The organism is Affinibrenneria salicis (genome assembly GCF_008710095.1).
Genome location: NZ_VYKJ01000014.1, coordinates 154079 through 170177, shown reverse-complemented (window position 1 = coordinate 170177; position 16099 = coordinate 154079). Strand labels below are relative to the sequence as shown.

Annotated in this window: 13 protein-coding genes; 10 read left to right on the top strand and 3 right to left on the bottom strand. The window is 58.6% G+C overall.

The annotated features are described in order from the left end of the window. The first annotated feature begins 52 nt into the window (after nt 1–52). On the top strand, nt 53–1534 hold the full coding sequence (gene ilvC / locus FJU30_RS22070; RefSeq protein WP_150437131.1) for a ketol-acid reductoisomerase: 1482 nt from the start codon (nt 53–55) through the stop codon (nt 1532–1534). A gap of 95 nt (nt 1535–1629) precedes the next feature. Here the strand turns inward: ilvC and ppiC are convergent, their stop codons facing one another. Continuing rightward, nucleotides 1630–1911 (bottom strand): peptidylprolyl isomerase PpiC, encoded by a 282-nt coding sequence (gene ppiC, locus FJU30_RS22065; protein WP_150437130.1) that lies wholly within the window; start codon nt 1909–1911, stop codon nt 1630–1632. Nucleotides 1912–2076: 165 nt separating this feature from the next. On the opposite strand from ppiC, the gene rep reads away from it, so the two are divergent. Continuing rightward, entirely contained in the window at nt 2077–4104 is a 2028-nt protein-coding gene (gene rep / locus FJU30_RS22060) for a DNA helicase Rep (RefSeq protein ID WP_150437129.1), read from the top strand. Between the two features lie 253 nt (nt 4105–4357). Here rep and ppx read toward each other — a convergent pair whose 3' ends face one another. Both ppx and rhlB read right to left on the bottom strand, forming a co-directional pair. Further along, nucleotides 4358–5854: an exopolyphosphatase gene (gene ppx / locus FJU30_RS22055; RefSeq protein WP_150437128.1), complete on the bottom strand. Its 1497-nt coding sequence runs from the start codon at nt 5852–5854 to the stop codon at nt 4358–4360. A gap of 7 nt (nt 5855–5861) precedes the next feature. Next, nucleotides 5862–7148 (bottom strand): ATP-dependent RNA helicase RhlB, encoded by a 1287-nt coding sequence (gene rhlB / locus FJU30_RS22050; RefSeq protein WP_150437127.1) that lies wholly within the window; start codon nt 7146–7148, stop codon nt 5862–5864. A 120-nt stretch (nt 7149–7268) separates the two neighbouring features. On the opposite strand from rhlB, the gene trxA reads away from it, so the two are divergent. From trxA to rffC, 8 genes are all read left to right on the top strand, one after another. Then, nucleotides 7269–7595, top strand: a complete 327-nt coding sequence (gene trxA / locus FJU30_RS22045) for a thioredoxin TrxA (protein WP_150437126.1) — start codon at nt 7269–7271, stop codon at nt 7593–7595. A gap of 433 nt (nt 7596–8028) precedes the next feature. Beyond that, entirely contained in the window at nt 8029–9288 is a 1260-nt protein-coding gene (rho, locus tag FJU30_RS22040; protein WP_150437125.1) for a transcription termination factor Rho, read from the top strand. A 427-nt stretch (nt 9289–9715) separates the two neighbouring features. Then, a complete protein-coding gene (wecA, locus tag FJU30_RS22035) occupies nt 9716–10798 on the top strand; it encodes a UDP-N-acetylglucosamine--undecaprenyl-phosphate N-acetylglucosaminephosphotransferase (RefSeq protein ID WP_150437124.1) in 1083 nt (360 codons plus the stop codon). A gap of 23 nt (nt 10799–10821) precedes the next feature. Beyond that, the gene (wzzE, locus tag FJU30_RS22030; protein WP_150437123.1) at nt 10822–11871 is read left to right on the top strand and encodes an ECA polysaccharide chain length modulation protein; all 1050 of its coding nucleotides are present in this window, start codon (nt 10822–10824) and stop codon (nt 11869–11871) included. 74 nt (nt 11872–11945) lie between these two features. Beyond that, the gene (wecB, locus tag FJU30_RS22025) at nt 11946–13067 is read left to right on the top strand and encodes a non-hydrolyzing UDP-N-acetylglucosamine 2-epimerase (RefSeq protein WP_150437122.1); all 1122 of its coding nucleotides are present in this window, start codon (nt 11946–11948) and stop codon (nt 13065–13067) included. Nucleotides 13068–13071: 4 nt separating this feature from the next. Beyond that, nucleotides 13072–14334, top strand: coding sequence for a UDP-N-acetyl-D-mannosamine dehydrogenase (gene wecC, locus FJU30_RS22020; protein WP_150437121.1), 1263 nt, complete (start codon nt 13072–13074; stop codon nt 14332–14334). After that, entirely contained in the window at nt 14331–15401 is a 1071-nt protein-coding gene (rffG, locus tag FJU30_RS22015) for a dTDP-glucose 4,6-dehydratase (RefSeq protein WP_150437120.1), read from the top strand. Before wecC ends, rffG begins: the two co-directional genes overlap by 4 nt. Further along, on the top strand, nt 15398–16099 hold the full coding sequence (gene rffC / locus FJU30_RS22010) for a dTDP-4-amino-4,6-dideoxy-D-galactose acyltransferase (protein WP_150437119.1): 702 nt from the start codon (nt 15398–15400) through the stop codon (nt 16097–16099). The genes rffG and rffC overlap by 4 nt, the downstream gene beginning before the upstream one ends.

Here is a 16099-nt window from a genome sequence, read left to right as displayed (position 1 = left end):
GCGGGCACACGGGTGCAAATTATGCGAACGAAACATCATACGGAGTATCACCATGGCTAACTATTTCAACACGCTGAACCTGCGTCAGCAGCTGGCGCAACTGGGTAAATGTCGCTTTATGGCGCGCGAAGAATTCGCCGATGAAGCAGGTTACCTGAAGGGTAAAAAGGTGGTGATTGTCGGCTGTGGTGCTCAGGGGCTAAACCAGGGTCTGAATATGCGCGACTCTGGTCTGGATATCTCTTACGCCCTGCGTCAGGCCGCGATTGACGAAAAACGCGCTTCATGGCGCAAGGCCACGGAAAACGGCTTTAAAGTCGGTACTTACGAAGAACTGATCCCGCAGGCTGATCTGGTAGTCAACCTGACGCCGGACAAACAGCACTCCGCCGTGGTGCAGGCCGTGCAGCCGCTGATGAAACAGGGCGCCGCGCTGGGCTATTCCCACGGCTTCAACATCGTTGAAGTGGGCGAAAGCATCCGTAAAGATATCACCGTCGTGATGGTGGCGCCGAAGTGCCCGGGTACTGAAGTTCGCGAAGAATACAAACGTGGTTTCGGCGTGCCTACCCTGATCGCCGTTCACCCGGAAAACGATCCGAAAGGCGAAGGCATGGCGATTGCCAAAGCCTGGGCGGCGGCGACCGGCGGTCATCGCGCCGGCGTACTGGAGTCCTCCTTCGTCGCGGAAGTGAAATCCGACCTGATGGGCGAACAGACTATCCTGTGCGGTATGCTGCAGGCTGGTTCTCTGCTGAGCTACGATCAACTGGTCGCCGACGGCGTTGATCCGGCTTATGCCGAAAAACTGATTCAGTTCGGCTGGGAAACCATCACCGAAGCGCTGAAACAGGGCGGTATTACGCTGATGATGGACCGTCTGTCCAACCCGGCGAAACTGCGTGCCTGGGCGCTGTCCGAACAGCTGAAAGGCATTATGGCGCCGCTGTTCCAGAAGCATATGGACGACATCATTTCCGGCGCATTCTCCAGCGGCATGATGGCCGACTGGGCCAACGACGACGTGAAACTGCTGACCTGGCGTGAAGAAACCGGCAAATCCGCGTTCGAAACCGCGCCGCAGTTTGACGGTAAAATCTCTGAGCAGGAATACTTCGACCAGGGCGTACTGATGGTGGCGATGGCTAAGGCCGGCGTGGAACTGGCGTTTGAAACGATGGTTAGCTCCGGCATCATCGAAGAATCCGCCTACTATGAATCTCTGCACGAACTGCCGCTGATCGCCAATACCATTGCGCGTAAACGTCTGTACGAAATGAACGTGGTTATTTCCGACACCGCCGAGTACGGCAACTACCTGTTCGCCAACGCCGCGGTGCCGCTGCTGAAAGCGTCCTTTATGGCGACCCTGCAGCCGGGCGACCTGGGCAAGGCGGCTTCCGTCGACACTACGGTAGACAATGCTCAACTGCGCGATGTCAACGAAGCGATCCGCAACCACCCGATCGAAGCCGTGGGCCGCAAACTGCGTGGCTACATGACCGATATGAAACGTATCGCGGTAGCGGGCTAAGCGTTATTTCTTGCGCGCTATCCCCTGGCCCGCAAGGAACAAGAAAAAAGCACAGCGTTGGCTGTGCTTTTTTACTTCTGCTGTCGACGGCGGACTTAGTTGCGGTACAGCACTTTGATGATGTGATAGCCGAACTGGGTTTTGACCGGGCCGAAAGGTTTAAGCAGCTCGCAGGAAAACACTGCTTTATCGAACGCCGGCACCATATCGCCCTGGCGGAATTCGCCCAGGTTGCCGCCGTCGCGCTTCGACGGGCAGGTAGAGTGCTTTTTCGCCAGTTGCTGGAAGTCGGCGCCCTGCTGCAGCTGCTGCAGAATATCTTTCGCCTTTTGTTCATTATCGACCAGAATATGCAGCGCCGAGGCGGTTTTAGCCATTGGATTACCCTTTTGTGAAAATGATTCAGGCCGGCCAATGTAACATTTGTCGGCCGGGATGTGCAGCCCATTGTCCGTCCGGCGGCGCAATCTGCCGCTCAGCATCGCCCCGGCTTTCTGCTACAATCGCCTCCTGTTTTTAGTCAGATCGAGTCGGGTAATGCGATGCGTTTGAATCCCAGCCAACAGCGTGCAGTTGAATTTGTGACCGGCCCTTGTCTGGTGCTGGCCGGCGCCGGTTCCGGCAAAACGCGAGTTATCACCAATAAAATCGCCTGGTTGATCCGCCAGTGCGGCTATCAGGCGCGCCATATCGCAGCCGTCACATTTACCAACAAAGCGGCGCGCGAGATGAAAGAGCGCGTCGCGCAGACGTTGGGGCGCAAAGAAGCGCGCGGCCTGACTATCGCGACCTTCCACACGCTCGGGCTGGAGGTGATCAAACGCGAATATGCCGCGCTCGGTATGAAATCCAACTTCTCTCTGTTTGACGATCAGGACCAACTGGCGCTGCTGAAGGATTTAACCGAAACCTGGCTGGAAAACGACAAAACGCTGCTGCAGCAGCTTATCTCCGCCATCTCCAACTGGAAAAACGATCTGATGGACCCGGCCGGCGCGGCCGGCGCCGCGCGTTCCGAACGCGACAAGCTGTTTGCGCACTGCTATGGCCTGTACCACGACCATCTGCGCGCCTGCAACGTGCTGGACTTCGACGATCTGATCCTGCTGCCGGCGCTGCTGTTTCGGCGCAATGATGAAGTGCGCGAACGCTGGCAGAACCGCCTGCGCTATCTGCTGGTGGATGAATATCAGGACACGAATACCAGCCAGTACGAACTGGTGAAATTGCTGGTGGGCAACCGCGCGCGTTTTACCGTGGTGGGTGATGACGACCAGTCGATCTACTCCTGGCGCGGCGCGCGTCCGCAGAACCTGCAGCTGTTACAGCAGGATTTCCCTCAGCTGGAAGTGATCAAGCTGGAGCAGAATTATCGCTCGTCGGGCCGCATACTGAAAGCGGCCAATATTCTGATCGCCAACAACCCGCATGCCTTTGAAAAACGACTGTTTTCCGAACTGGGCTACGGCGAGGTACTGAACGTGATCACCGCCAACAACGAGGACCACGAAGCCGAGCGGGTGGTGGGCGAACTGATTGCGCACCATTTTGTCAATAAGACGCAGTACCGCGATTACGCGATACTGTATCGGGGCAACCACCAGTCGCGCCTGTTTGAAAAAATGCTGATGCAAAACCGCATTCCCTACCGCATTTCCGGCGGCACCTCGTTCTTCTCCCGACCTGAAATCAAAGACTTGCTGGCCTATCTGCGCGTGCTGACCAATCCGGAAGACGACAGCGCGTTTCTGCGCATCGTCAATACGCCGCGGCGGGAAATCGGACCGACCTCGCTGCAAAAGCTGGGAGAATGGGCCGGGCAGCGCAATAAAAGCCTGTTCAACGCCAGCTTCGATCTGGGGCTGGGCCAGTCGCTGAAAGGACGCGGGCTGGAGTCGCTGCAGCGCTTCACGCACTGGATGGCGGAGCTGGCCCGGCTGGCGGAGCGCGAACCGGTGGCCGCCGTGCGCGATCTGCTGCACGGCACGGATTACGAAAGCTGGCTGTATGAAAGCTCCACCAGTCCCAAAGCGGCGGAGATGCGGATGAAAAACGTCAATCAGCTCTTCTCGTGGATGACCGAGATGCTGGAAGGCTCCGATCTGGACGAACCGATGACCTTAACCCAGGTGGTGACCCGCTTTACCCTGCGCGACATGATGGAGCGCGGAGAAAGCGAGGAAGAGCTGGATCAGGTCCAGTTGATGACGCTGCACGCCTCGAAGGGGCTGGAGTTTCCCTATGTGTTCCTGGTGGGGATGGAAGAGGGGCTGCTGCCGCACCAAAGCAGCATTGATGAAGACAACGTGGACGAAGAGCGGCGGCTGGCCTATGTCGGCATTACCCGCGCGCAACGGGCGCTGACCTTCACGCTATGTCGCGAACGGCGTCAGTACGGCGAGCTGGTTCGGCCGGAGCCGAGCCGCTTCCTGCTCGAACTGCCGCAGGATGATTTACACTGGGAAAGCGAGCGCAAAGTGGTCAGCGCGCAGGAACGGATGCAGAAAGGGCAGAGCCACCTGGCCAACATCCGCGCGCAGCTGGCGCAGGCCAAAGAGCGGCACGACTAGGCTATGTCCCGCAATTGCCTGGTTGATGAGAGATTGCACGCTCCTGACAGGGGGCGTGGCAGTAATCACTCACGAAATAAGTTCAAAAAACGCACAGAATTAATGTGTTTTTCTCACCGTCAGTCAGCGAAAATAAATTGCGGGACACAGCACGGCCTTGCGCTCCGCTTTGATGCCGTCCGCTCAGCCGCGCTATACGTACGCCGCGCGGAACGTCCCGCCCGGCGCTGGCGAGCTGGCGGCGTTCGGCCGCTCAGTGCGCCTGTTCTTCCAGCATCAGCGGCCAGTGTACATAGCTCTGCCAGCTGCTTTCCTGTTCCAGCGCCTGCGCCCGCAGCGGATGCTGCGTCAGCCAGCCTGCCGGTAAAATAACCTGCAGCTGTTCGTCCTGCGCGCGCAGACGAACCGCCGGCAACGTGTCGTCGCGGCGCCGGCTGGCGAAAATGATCGCCAGCCGCAGCAGACGGCACAGCCGCTGCGCCTGCTGCTGAGGCAGGGCGTTCTGTTGACTTAGCAGGTTGATATCGACGGGGTTGCTCTGGTTTTGCAGCAGGGTGGCCAGCAGTTTTTTCTGTGCGGGGGTGAAACCGGGTAAATCGCTGTTGCGGATAAGGTAGGCCGCATGTTGCGGTGAGTGGCGATAATCGATGCTAAGGCCAATCTCATGCACCAGGCTCGCGCTTTGCAGGAGCTCGCGACATCGGTTATCCAGCTGCCAGTCGCGCGCGACCTGCTGCAAGAAATTATCGGCCAGCTGGCTGACGCGCTGGGCCTGTTCGCTGTCCAGCAGATAGCGCCGCTGCAGGTTGCGCAGCGTACGGTGGCGTACATCGCGATCGACGGGTAAATGCAGCATGCCGTAGACCAGTCCTTCGCGCAGCGCGCCGCCGGCCAGCGTCATGCTATCGATATTCAGCTCCTGGAAGACCGCCAGCAGGATCGACAGGCCGCTGGGGAATACCAGCGCGCGCTCCAGCGTCAACCCTTCAATCTCCAGCTCTTCCAGCTTGCCGCACTGGATGGCCTTTTTTTTCAGCCGCAGCAGCTTATCAAGGGTGATGTATTCATCCATCCCCTGCGTCACCATGATCTCCTGCAGCGCCTGCACGGTGCCGGAGGCGCCCACGCAGATTTGCCAGCCGTGTTCGCGCAGCCGCGAGCTGACCGGCCGAATGATATCGCGCGCCGCCTGCTCCGCCTGAGCGAAGTTTTCCCCGGTCAGGCTGCGGTTGCTGAAGTAGCGTTCGAGCCAGGTGACGCAGCCCATCGGCAGGCTGATCAGGTGCGCCGCCTGGGCGCCGTCGCCGGCCACCAGTTCGGTGCTGCCGCCGCCGATATCCACTACCAGACGCTGTTCCGGTCCGCCCGTGGTATGGGCGACGCCCTGATAGATCAGTCGGGCTTCCTCTTCACCACTAATGATTTGCACTGGCTGACCGAGGATCTGCTGCGCCTGCTGCAGAAATTCATCGGCGTTGGTCGCCAGACGCAGCGTCGCGGTGGCGACAATGCGCACCTGACCCGGCGGGATATCCTGCAACCGTTCGGAAAATAGCTGCAGACACTGCCAGCCGCGCTGCATCGCCTCCTGCGACAGTCGGTTATGCCGATCCAGGCCGGCGGCCAGCCTGACCTTGCGTTTAATGCGCGTTATCGTCTGGATACTGCCGGCGATTTCGCGCACCACCAGCATATGAAAGCTGTTGGAACCCAGATCGATCGCCGCATAGAGAGAAGAAGAACTAAGCATCAGTATCTCAACCCGGGCGCTTGCGATTATTACGGGGCGCCCCGCTGCGACGCGGCGCGCTGTTGCGGCGCGGACCGCTGCCGGTGCGCGGGCGCGACAGGCGTTTCGGCGCGGGCAGGTCGGTCAACAGCGCTTCGCTGTTGTATTTGCTGACCGGAATGCCGTGGCCGATATACTCTTCAATCGCCGGCAGATTCAGCGCGTACTCTTCGCAGGCCAGGCTGATGGAGAAACCGCTGGCGCCGGCGCGGCCGGTACGGCCGATGCGGTGGACATAGTCTTCGCAGTCGTCGGGCAGATCATAGTTAAATACGTGCGTCACCGCAGGAATGTGCAGACCGCGCGCGGCCACATCGGTGGCGACCAGAATATCCAGGTTGCCTTTGGTAAAGTCGTCCAGAATTCGCAGCCGTTTTTTCTGCGCCACGTCGCCGGTCAGCAGGCCTACGCGATGACCATCCGCGGCCAGGTGGCCCCAGATATCTTCACAGCGGTGTTTGGTATTGGCGAAAATGATGCAGCGGTCGGGCCATTCTTCTTCCAGCAGCGTCTGCAACAGGCGCATTTTTTCCTCGTTGGAAGGATAAAACAGCTCCTCTTTGATGCGGTGCCCGGTTTTCTGTTCCGGCTCCACTTCAATGTACTCGGCGTTGTTCATCTGCTCGAAGGCCAGCTCCCGCACGCGCCAGGACAGGGTGGCGGAAAACAGCATATTCAGACGCTGGGTGACCGGCGGCATCCGGCGGAACAGCCAACGAATGTCCTTGATAAAACCCAGATCGTACATGCGATCGGCTTCGTCCAGCACCACCACCTGAATGGCGCCCAGATTGACATAGTTTTGTTTGGTGTAATCGATCAGGCGCCCGGTGGTGCCGATCAGAACGTCCACGCCGCTTTCCAGCACCTTCAACTGCTTGTCATAGCCGTCGCCGCCGTAGGCCAGACCCAGCTTCAGCCCGGTCAGGTCGGATAACGAGGCCGCATCGGCATGAATTTGCACGGCTAATTCACGGGTGGGAGCCATAATCAGCGCTCGGGGCTGATTGGTCTGACGCTCCGCCGACGCCGGGTGAGACAGTAAATAATGAAACGCAGACGCGAGAAACGCCAGCGTCTTCCCTGTACCGGTTTGCGCCTGACCCGCCACATCACGACCCGCAAGGGTGAGTGGTAATGCTAACGCCTGAATAGGCGTACAATTATGAAACCCTTTTTTTTCAAGAGCTTCGATAACCAGAGGGTGCAGGGCGAAGTCGGAAAACTTCTGTTCAGTTAAGTATGTTTTGCTCATAGTATGATAGAATATCAGCTAACTATTGCTTTACGAAAGCGTATCCAGTGAAATAAAGTCAACCTTATTGTTGGCTAATGCTACACCAACAAGGCAGACATACATCCTGTGGAGTAAAACATGAGCGATAAAATAATTCACCTGACAGATGACAGTTTTGGTACTGATGTATTGCAGGCTGAAGGCGTAACACTGGTTGATTTCTGGGCTGAATGGTGCGGTCCGTGCAAAATGATCGCTCCGATTCTCAATGAAATTGCTGAAGAGTATGACGGCAAACTGACCGTGGCCAAGCTCAATATCGATGAGAATCCGGCTTCCGCGCCCAAATACGGCATTCGCGGCATCCCGACCCTGCTGCTGTTCAAAAATGGCGAAGTGGCCGCGACCAAAGTGGGCGCGCTGTCCAAAACGCAGCTGAAAGAGTTTCTGAACGCGAACCTGTAACGTTTCACGCGTCTTCCGCGCTTTTCCCTGTGGGTAACCGGTGTTCCGTCACATCACGATGAATTCTCGTATTGACCGCTGGACGCCCGCCGGGAAGCGTGTTAGATTCGTCTGTACTGCATATCGTACTTACCTACAGTTTGAGTCCTCCAGGGCTTAAACGTGAAGTCAGAATCTAGCGTTTTATTCTATGTCTGAATCAGAAAGTCATTGATTAACAGCATGTTCCGCAATCTGATTCCGGCAATCTAATAGTTTTAAATTAATTGGTTTCAAGGTGTTTCAGTCTTCCGCTTGTGCAGGATCTGTGCCGTTGACGGCATGATTATGCGGGCGTTTGTTGATTGAAAGCTGTTATACAGGCGCGGATGACGCTGCCATACCATTCACGTTAATAGTTCGAGATTTACCCCGAGTTTAAGAACCCACCACTATGAATCTTACCGAATTAAAAAATACGCCGGTTTCTGAGTTGATTACTCTCGGCGAAAATATGGGGCTGGAAAATCTGGCCCGCATGCGCAAACAGGACATTATCTTCGCCATTCTGAAACAGCATGCAAAAAGTGGCGAAGATATCTTCGGTGACGGTGTACTGGAGATTCTGCAGGATGGCTTCGGCTTCCTCCGCTCTGGAGACAGTTCCTACCTCGCCGGTCCCGATGATATTTACGTTTCTCCCAGCCAAATCCGCCGCTTCAATCTTCGCACAGGCGATACCATCTCCGGTAAAATTCGCCCGCCGAAAGAAGGCGAGCGCTATTTCGCGCTGCTGAAAGTCAACGAAGTTAACTTCGACAAGCCGGAAAACGCCCGCAACAAAATCCTGTTCGAAAACCTGACGCCGCTGCACGCGAACTCTCGTTTACGCATGGAGCGCGGCAATGGCTCGACGGAAGACTTAACCGCGCGCGTACTGGATCTGGCTGCGCCGATCGGTCGCGGTCAGCGCGGCCTGATTGTGGCGCCGCCGAAAGCCGGTAAAACCATGCTGCTGCAGAATATCGCGCAGAGCATCGCCTACAATCACCCGGACTGCGTGCTGATGGTGCTGCTGATTGACGAACGTCCGGAAGAAGTGACGGAGATGCAGCGTCTGGTGAAGGGCGAAGTTATCGCCTCCACCTTTGACGAACCGGCTTCGCGCCACGTTCAGGTGGCGGAAATGGTGATTGAAAAGGCCAAACGCCTGGTTGAACACAAAAAAGACGTTATCATTCTGCTGGACTCCATTACCCGTCTGGCGCGCGCCTACAACACCGTGGTGCCGGCTTCGGGCAAGGTGCTGACCGGCGGTGTGGACGCCAACGCCCTGCATCGTCCGAAGCGCTTTTTCGGCGCGGCGCGTAATATGGAAGAGGGTGGCAGTCTGACCATTATCGCTACCGCTCTGGTGGACACCGGCTCCAAAATGGACGAAGTGATCTACGAAGAATTTAAAGGGACAGGCAACATGGAACTGCACCTGGCCCGTAAAATCGCCGAAAAACGCGTGTTCCCGGCGATTGATTACAATCGTTCGGGTACGCGTAAAGAAGAGTTGCTTACCACGTCGGAAGAGCTGCAGAAGATGTGGATCCTGCGTAAAATCATCCATCCGATGGGTGAGATCGACGCGATGGAATTCCTCATCAACAAGCTGGCGATGACGAAAACCAACGATGAATTCTTCGATATGATGAAGCGTTCCTAAAAAGAACGAACTCGGGGAAAACGCCACGCCGGTCCGTGGCGTTTTTTTGTATCTGAGCCTTGATAGCCGGAGTGACGCCGGCGCGGCAACGCATTCCGGCGCCGTCCGGCAGGCGAGAAGAGCTCGCCGGCAACCCGAAGGGTATATAATCAAGTCACATTGAGAGTTAGACTGCGGTCACTGTGCGTTTTTTGTCTGCGCGTGTACGATGGAGCGCGGCCTGTACCCGAAGGATTTTCCCGGCGGGGAGGCGGCAAACGCACGTTTCTTCAGGCTTTACCCGAGCCGGCGCCGCTGCGGCCGGTACAATAAAGAAAGGGGCAGCCGGCGCGCGCTGATTGCGGCGTTCTGGTCCGGCGTGAACCCGATATGCATCATGGAACAGCCTTAGTTAAATCAAGAGCTGCTAACGGTGAACTGACTCATTATGAGTACCGAATTACTATTCGTTTTCCTGTTTTCTCTGGGCTTTCTGTTTATCGCCCGCCTGACGGCCAGAAAAATAGGTCTGGTCGATCGCCCCGACTACCGCAAACGTCACCGCGGGTTGATACCGCTGGTTGGCGGTATTTCCGTCTACGCCGGGATCTGCTTTACCTGGCTTATCACCGAACGCTACATTCCCCATTTCCGTCTCTATCTGATCTGCGCCGGCATCCTGGTGTTTACCGGCGCGCTGGACGATCGCTTCGATATCAGCATCCGCGTGCGCGCTTTGGTTCAGGCGCTGGTCGCCGTGGTGATGATGGTCTTCGCCGGACTCTACTTGCGCAATCTGGGGCATATCTTCGGCCCGTGGGAGATGTCGTTCGGTCCGTTCGGCTATCTGGTCACCCTGTTCGCCGTCTGGGCGGCGATCAACGCCTTTAACATGGTGGATGGGATTGACGGGTTGCTGGGCGGGCTGTCCAGCGTCTCGTTCGGCGCTATGGGCATCCTGCTCTATCTGGCGGGTGAGGACAACCTGGCGATGTGGTGCTTTGCCATGATCGTCGCCATCCTGCCCTATATTCTGCTTAATCTCGGCGTGCTCGGCCGCCGCTATAAGGTGTTCATGGGCGATGCCGGCAGCACCATGATTGGCTTTACCGCCATCTGGATCCTGCTGCAGAGCACCCAGGGACGGGATCATCCGATCAACCCGGTAACGGCGCTGTGGATTATCGCTATTCCACTGATGGACATGATCGCCATCATGTATCGTCGTCTACGTAAAGGTATGAGCCCGTTTTCGCCCGATCGGCAGCACATCCATCATTTAATCATGCGCGCGGGTTTTACCTCGCGTCAGGCGTTCGTGCTGATTACACTGGCGGCGGCGCTGCTTGCCGCCGTCGGCATCGCCGGCGAATACCTTTCTTTTATACCCGAATGGGTCATGTTGGCACTATTTGTGCTAGCGTTTTTGTTGTACGGCTATTGTATAAAACGCGCCTGGCGCGTCGCCCGTTTTATTAAACGCACCCGGCGGCGTCTTCGTCAGGCCGGCGAACATAGCCAGTCATCTTAACCAGATACCTTTTTGGGGAAGTAATGAAATCAGAGAACAAGCCGGTGGGCAACGATCTGTCCGTGGAAAACGAACTGGATATTCGTGGTCTGTTTAGCGCGCTGTGGCGGGGGAAAATCTACATCGTCGCGTTCGTGCTGGGCTTTGCGCTGGCGGCGTTCGCCTGGTCGCTGGTGGCCGAGCAGAAGTGGAGCGCGACCGCGATTACCGATAAACCCACGGTGAACATGCTGGGCGGCTACTATTCGCAGCAGCAGTTCCTGCGTAATCTGGATGCGCAGGCTTTCTCCACGCCGGCGACGGCGCGGCCGTCAATCTCTGAAGACGCCTACCAGGAGTTCATCATGCAGCTGGCGGCCTACGACACGCGCCGCGATTTCTGGCTGCAGAGCGATTACTATAAGCAGCATCAGAGCGGCGAGGCGAAGGCCGATGCCGCGCTGCTGGATGAGCTGACCAATAATATTCAGTTCACGCCGCGCGACGAAGCCAAAAAAACCAATGACAGCGTCAGGCTGGTGGCCGATTCGGCTACGGCGGCCAATACGTTGTTGCGGCAGTACACCGCTTTCGCCAGTCAGCGCGCCGCCGGCCACCTGAACGAAGAGATTCGCGGCGCCTGGGCGGCGCGCACCGTCTTTATGAAATCGCAGGTGAAACGCCAGGAAGCGGTGGCGCGGGCCATTTACGAGCGCGATATGCGCAGCGTGGAGCAGGCGCTGAAAATCGCTCAGCAGCAGGGCATCAGCCGTAATCAGACCAGCGCGCCCTCGGATGAGCTGCCGGATTCCGAACTGTTTTTGCTGGGGCGGCCGATGCTACAGGCGCGTCTGGAGTCGCTGCAGGCCAGCGGCCCGCACTACGAGCTCGATTATGATCAGAACCGCGCTATGCTGGCGACGCTGAATGTGGGGCCGGTACTGGAAGACCGTTTCCAGACCTATCGTTATCTGCGTACGCCGGAAGAACCGGTGAAGCGCGATAGCCCTCGCCGCTTGTTCCTCATGGTGATGTGGGGCGCGATCGGCGCCGTTATCGGCGCAGGCGTGGCGCTGGTCAGGCGTCCTCGCTAATCGGCCGCCCGCGACCGATTGATATCTGATTCGCAGAGCTGGTCTGCGGTTAACCTGATAAAAAGAGATCCACAGTGAAAGTGTTGACTGTTTTCGGCACCCGGCCCGAAGCCATTAAGATGGCGCCGCTGGTTCATGCCCTGGCTCAGGATGAAGCCTTTGAGGCGAAAGTGTGCGTCACGGCCCAGCATCGCGAGATGCTGGACCAGGTGCTGCGCCTTTTCGCGATTACCCCTGATTACGATTTAAATATTATGCAGCCCGGCCAGGGGCTGACCGAGATTAGCTGCCGTATTCTGGCCGGGCTAAAGCCGGTGCTGGAATCGTTCAAACCCGACGTGGTGCTGGTGCATGGCGATACCACCACCACGCTGACCACCAGTCTGGCGGCTTTTTATCAGCGCATTCCGGTCGGCCATATCGAGGCGGGCTTGCGCACCGGCGATTTGTATTCCCCCTGGCCGGAAGAGGCTAACCGTAAACTGACCGGCCATCTGGCGATGTATCATTTTGCGCCAACCGCCTACGCCAGGGAGAACCTGCTGCGCGAACATCTGTCTGACAGGTATGTCTTCGTCACCGGCAACACGGTGATCGATGCGCTGTTCTGGGTGCGCGATCGCATTCTGCGCGATGAGACGTTGCGCGCTCAGCTGGATGCGCGCTATGGCTTCCTGGATGCGCATAAAAAGATGATTCTCGTCACCGGCCACCGGCGCGAGAGCTTTGGCGGCGGTTTTGAGCGAATCTGCAGCGCGCTGGCGGAGATCGCCCGCCGCCATCCCGATGTTCAGGTGGTGTATCCGGTGCACCTCAACCCGAACGTCAGCGAGCCGGTGAACCGTATCCTGAGCGGGATTGATAACGTGGTGTTGATTGCGCCGCAGGAATATCTGCCCTTTGTGTATTTAATGGACCGGGCCTGGATCATCCTGACCGACTCCGGCGGGATTCAGGAAGAGGCGCCGTCGCTGGGTAAACCGGTGTTGGTGATGCGCGATACGACCGAGCGGCAGGAAGCGGTGGAAGCCGGAACGGTCAGGCTGGTGGGCACCGACGTGGAGAAGATTCTGTCTGAGGTGTCCCGGTTGCTGACCCATGATGATGAGTATCAGGCGATGAGCCGGGCACATAACCCTTATGGCGATGGGAATGCCTGTCAGCGAATTATTGATGCTTTAAAAAACGTCAGGTGAAACTATGAGTTTTGAAACGATTTCCGTTATCGGGTTGGGTTACATCGGCCTGCCCACAGCCGCGGCCTTTGCGTCGCGCAGGAAAAAGGTGGTCGGCGTGGATGTGAACCGACACGCGGTGGACACCATTAACCGCGGCGCGATCCACATCGTAGAGCCTGAGCTGGGCGCGTTGGTGAAGGTCGCGGTGGAAAACGGGTATCTGCAGGCGTTGGCTAAACCGGTCGCGGCCGATGCGTTCCTGATCGCCGTCCCGACGCCGTTTAAAGGCGATCACGAGCCGGATCTCAGCTACGTGCGGGCGGCGGCGGAGTCTATCGCGCCGGTGCTGAAAGCGGGCGATCTGGTGATTCTGGAATCCACTTCGCCGGTGGGCACCACCGAGCAACTGGCGCACTGGCTGGAGCTGGCGCGCCGCGATCTTCGCTTTCCTCAGCACGCCGGCGAAGAGGCCGACATCAATATCGCCTACTGTCCGGAGCGGGTGCTGCCCGGCAAGGTGGTCGAAGAACTGATAAAAAACGACCGGGTGATCGGCGGGATGACGCCGCGCTGTTCGGAACGCGCCAGCGAACTGTACAAAATATTTCTTGAAGGTGAATGCGTGATTACCAACTCGCGCACTGCGGAGATGTGTAAGCTGACGGAAAATAGCTTCCGCGACGTGAATATCGCTTTCGCCAACGAGCTGTCGCTGATCTGCGCCGAGCAGGGCATCAACGTGTGGGAGCTGATTCGCCTGGCCAACCGTCATCCGCGGGTCAATATCCTGCAGCCCGGCCCTGGCGTGGGCGGGCACTGCATTGCGGTCGATCCCTGGTTTATCGTGGCGCAAAATCCGCAGCAGGCGCGGTTGATTCATACCGCGCGGCTGGTGAACGACGGCAAACCGTTGTGGGTGGTCGACCAGGTTAAATCGGCGGTGGCAGACTGTCTGGCCGAGAGCGACCGGCGCGCCAGCGAGGTGACCATCGCCTGCTTTGGCCTGTCCTTTAAACCGGATATCGACGATTTGCGCGAAAGTCCGGCCGTCGGGATCGTGGACATGATCGCCCGCTGGCACAGCGGAGAGACGCTGGCGGTCGAGCCCAATATCGAACGCTTGCCGGCGGCGCTGGAAGGGCAGGTGACGCTGGTGGATACGACGAGCGCGCTGCGCGACGCCGATGTATTGGTGATGCTGGTGGACCACCGCGCCTTTAAGGCTGTGGATCCGGAAGAAATTACGCAAAGTTGGGTGGTGGACACCAAAGGGGTATGGCGATGAAACGAATCCTGATTACCGGCGGCGCCGGCTTTATTGGCTCGGCGCTGGTGCGCCATATCATTGGCGCGACGGAAGACAGCGTAGTGGTGGTCGATAATCTGACCTATGCCGGCAATCTGGCGTCGCTGGCGCCGGTGGCCGATAGTCCGCGCTACGCCTTTGAAAAGGTGGATATCTGCGATCGCGCCGAGCTCGATCGCGTGTTTAGCCGCTGGCAGCCGGATGCGGTCATGCATCTGGCGGCGGAAAGCCATGTCGATCGCTCGATCGACGGGCCGGCCGCCTTTATCGATACCAATATCGTCGGTACTTATACTCTGCTTGAGGCCGCACGCCACTACTGGCTGACGCTGGCGGAGGGCGCCCGATCGGCGTTCCGTTTCCACCATATCTCCACCGACGAAGTGTTCGGCGACCTGCACGGTACGGACGATCTGTTTACCGAAACCACGCCTTACGCGCCCAGCAGCCCCTATTCCGCGTCGAAGGCCGCCAGCGACCATCTGGTGCGCGCCTGGCTGCGGACTTACGGGTTGCCGACGCTGGTGACCAACTGTTCGAACAATTACGGGCCTTATCACTTCCCGGAAAAGCTGATCCCTCTGATGATCCTCAACGCGCTGGCCGGCAAACCGCTGCCGGTGTACGGCGACGGCGCCCAGATTCGCGACTGGCTGTTTGTCGAAGATCACGCTCGGGCGCTGTATACCGTGGTGAACCACGGCCAGCCGGGCGAGACCTACAATATCGGCGGCCACAATGAGCGTAAAAACATTGAAGTGGTGCATACGCTGTGCGACCTGCTGGAAGAGCTGGCCGCGTCCAGTAAGCCGGTCGGCGTGCGGCAGTATCGCGATCTGATCACCTGGGTCGCCGACCGGCCGGGCCACGATATGCGCTACGCCATCGACGCCGGCAAGATCGAACGCGAGCTGGGCTGGCGCCCGCAGGAAACCTTTGAAAGCGGCATGCGTAAGACGGTGCTGTGGTATCTGAATAACGAAGCCTGGTGGCGCAGCGTGCAGGACGGCTCCTACGCCGGCGAGCGTCTGGGGCTGTCCCGGTGACGATTAACGCCGGCCTGGGCGAACTGAGCTGGGAGAGCGCGTTTTTTCAGCGCCCCAGCGCCCGGCTGGATTTTTCGCCCGACGCCGCGCCGCTTACGCCGCAGGCGCTGGCGGCCTGGCCGCTGGTGCAGGCTAAAATTCCGGCTGAACGTCTCGATCTGGCCGATGAGCTGGCCAGTCTGGGTTTCCGGCTGGCGGAGAGCGAAGTCGATTTGTGTCTGACGCTGACGCCGTCGGTCGATGGCGCGCCGCATGACGACGGGTTGCGCGTGGCGCAGGATGCGGATATCGCCGCGCTGCGGGCGGTGGCGGCCACGCGTATCGCGCTCAGCCGTTTTCGCGCGCCCTGGTACCGGCCGCAGGACAGCGGGCGCTTTTACGCGCAGTGGGTGGAAAACGCGGTGCGCGGCACCTTCGATCACCAGTGTCTGTTGCTGGAAGATCGCGCACGTCGGCCGCTGGGTTTCGTGACGCTACGCCAGCTGGAGCAGGAGGAGGCGCGCATCGGCCTGCTGGCCAGTTGGCCGCACGTCGGCGGCTGCGGCGATCGGCTGATGGCGGCGGCCGTGGCCTGGTGCCGCCGACGGCGCATCGTTCGCCTGCGGGTGGCGACGCAAATCAGCAATGTGGCGGCATTACGTCTCTATATTCGCAGCGGCGCCGTGATCGACGGCACCGCCTACTGGCTATACAGGTGA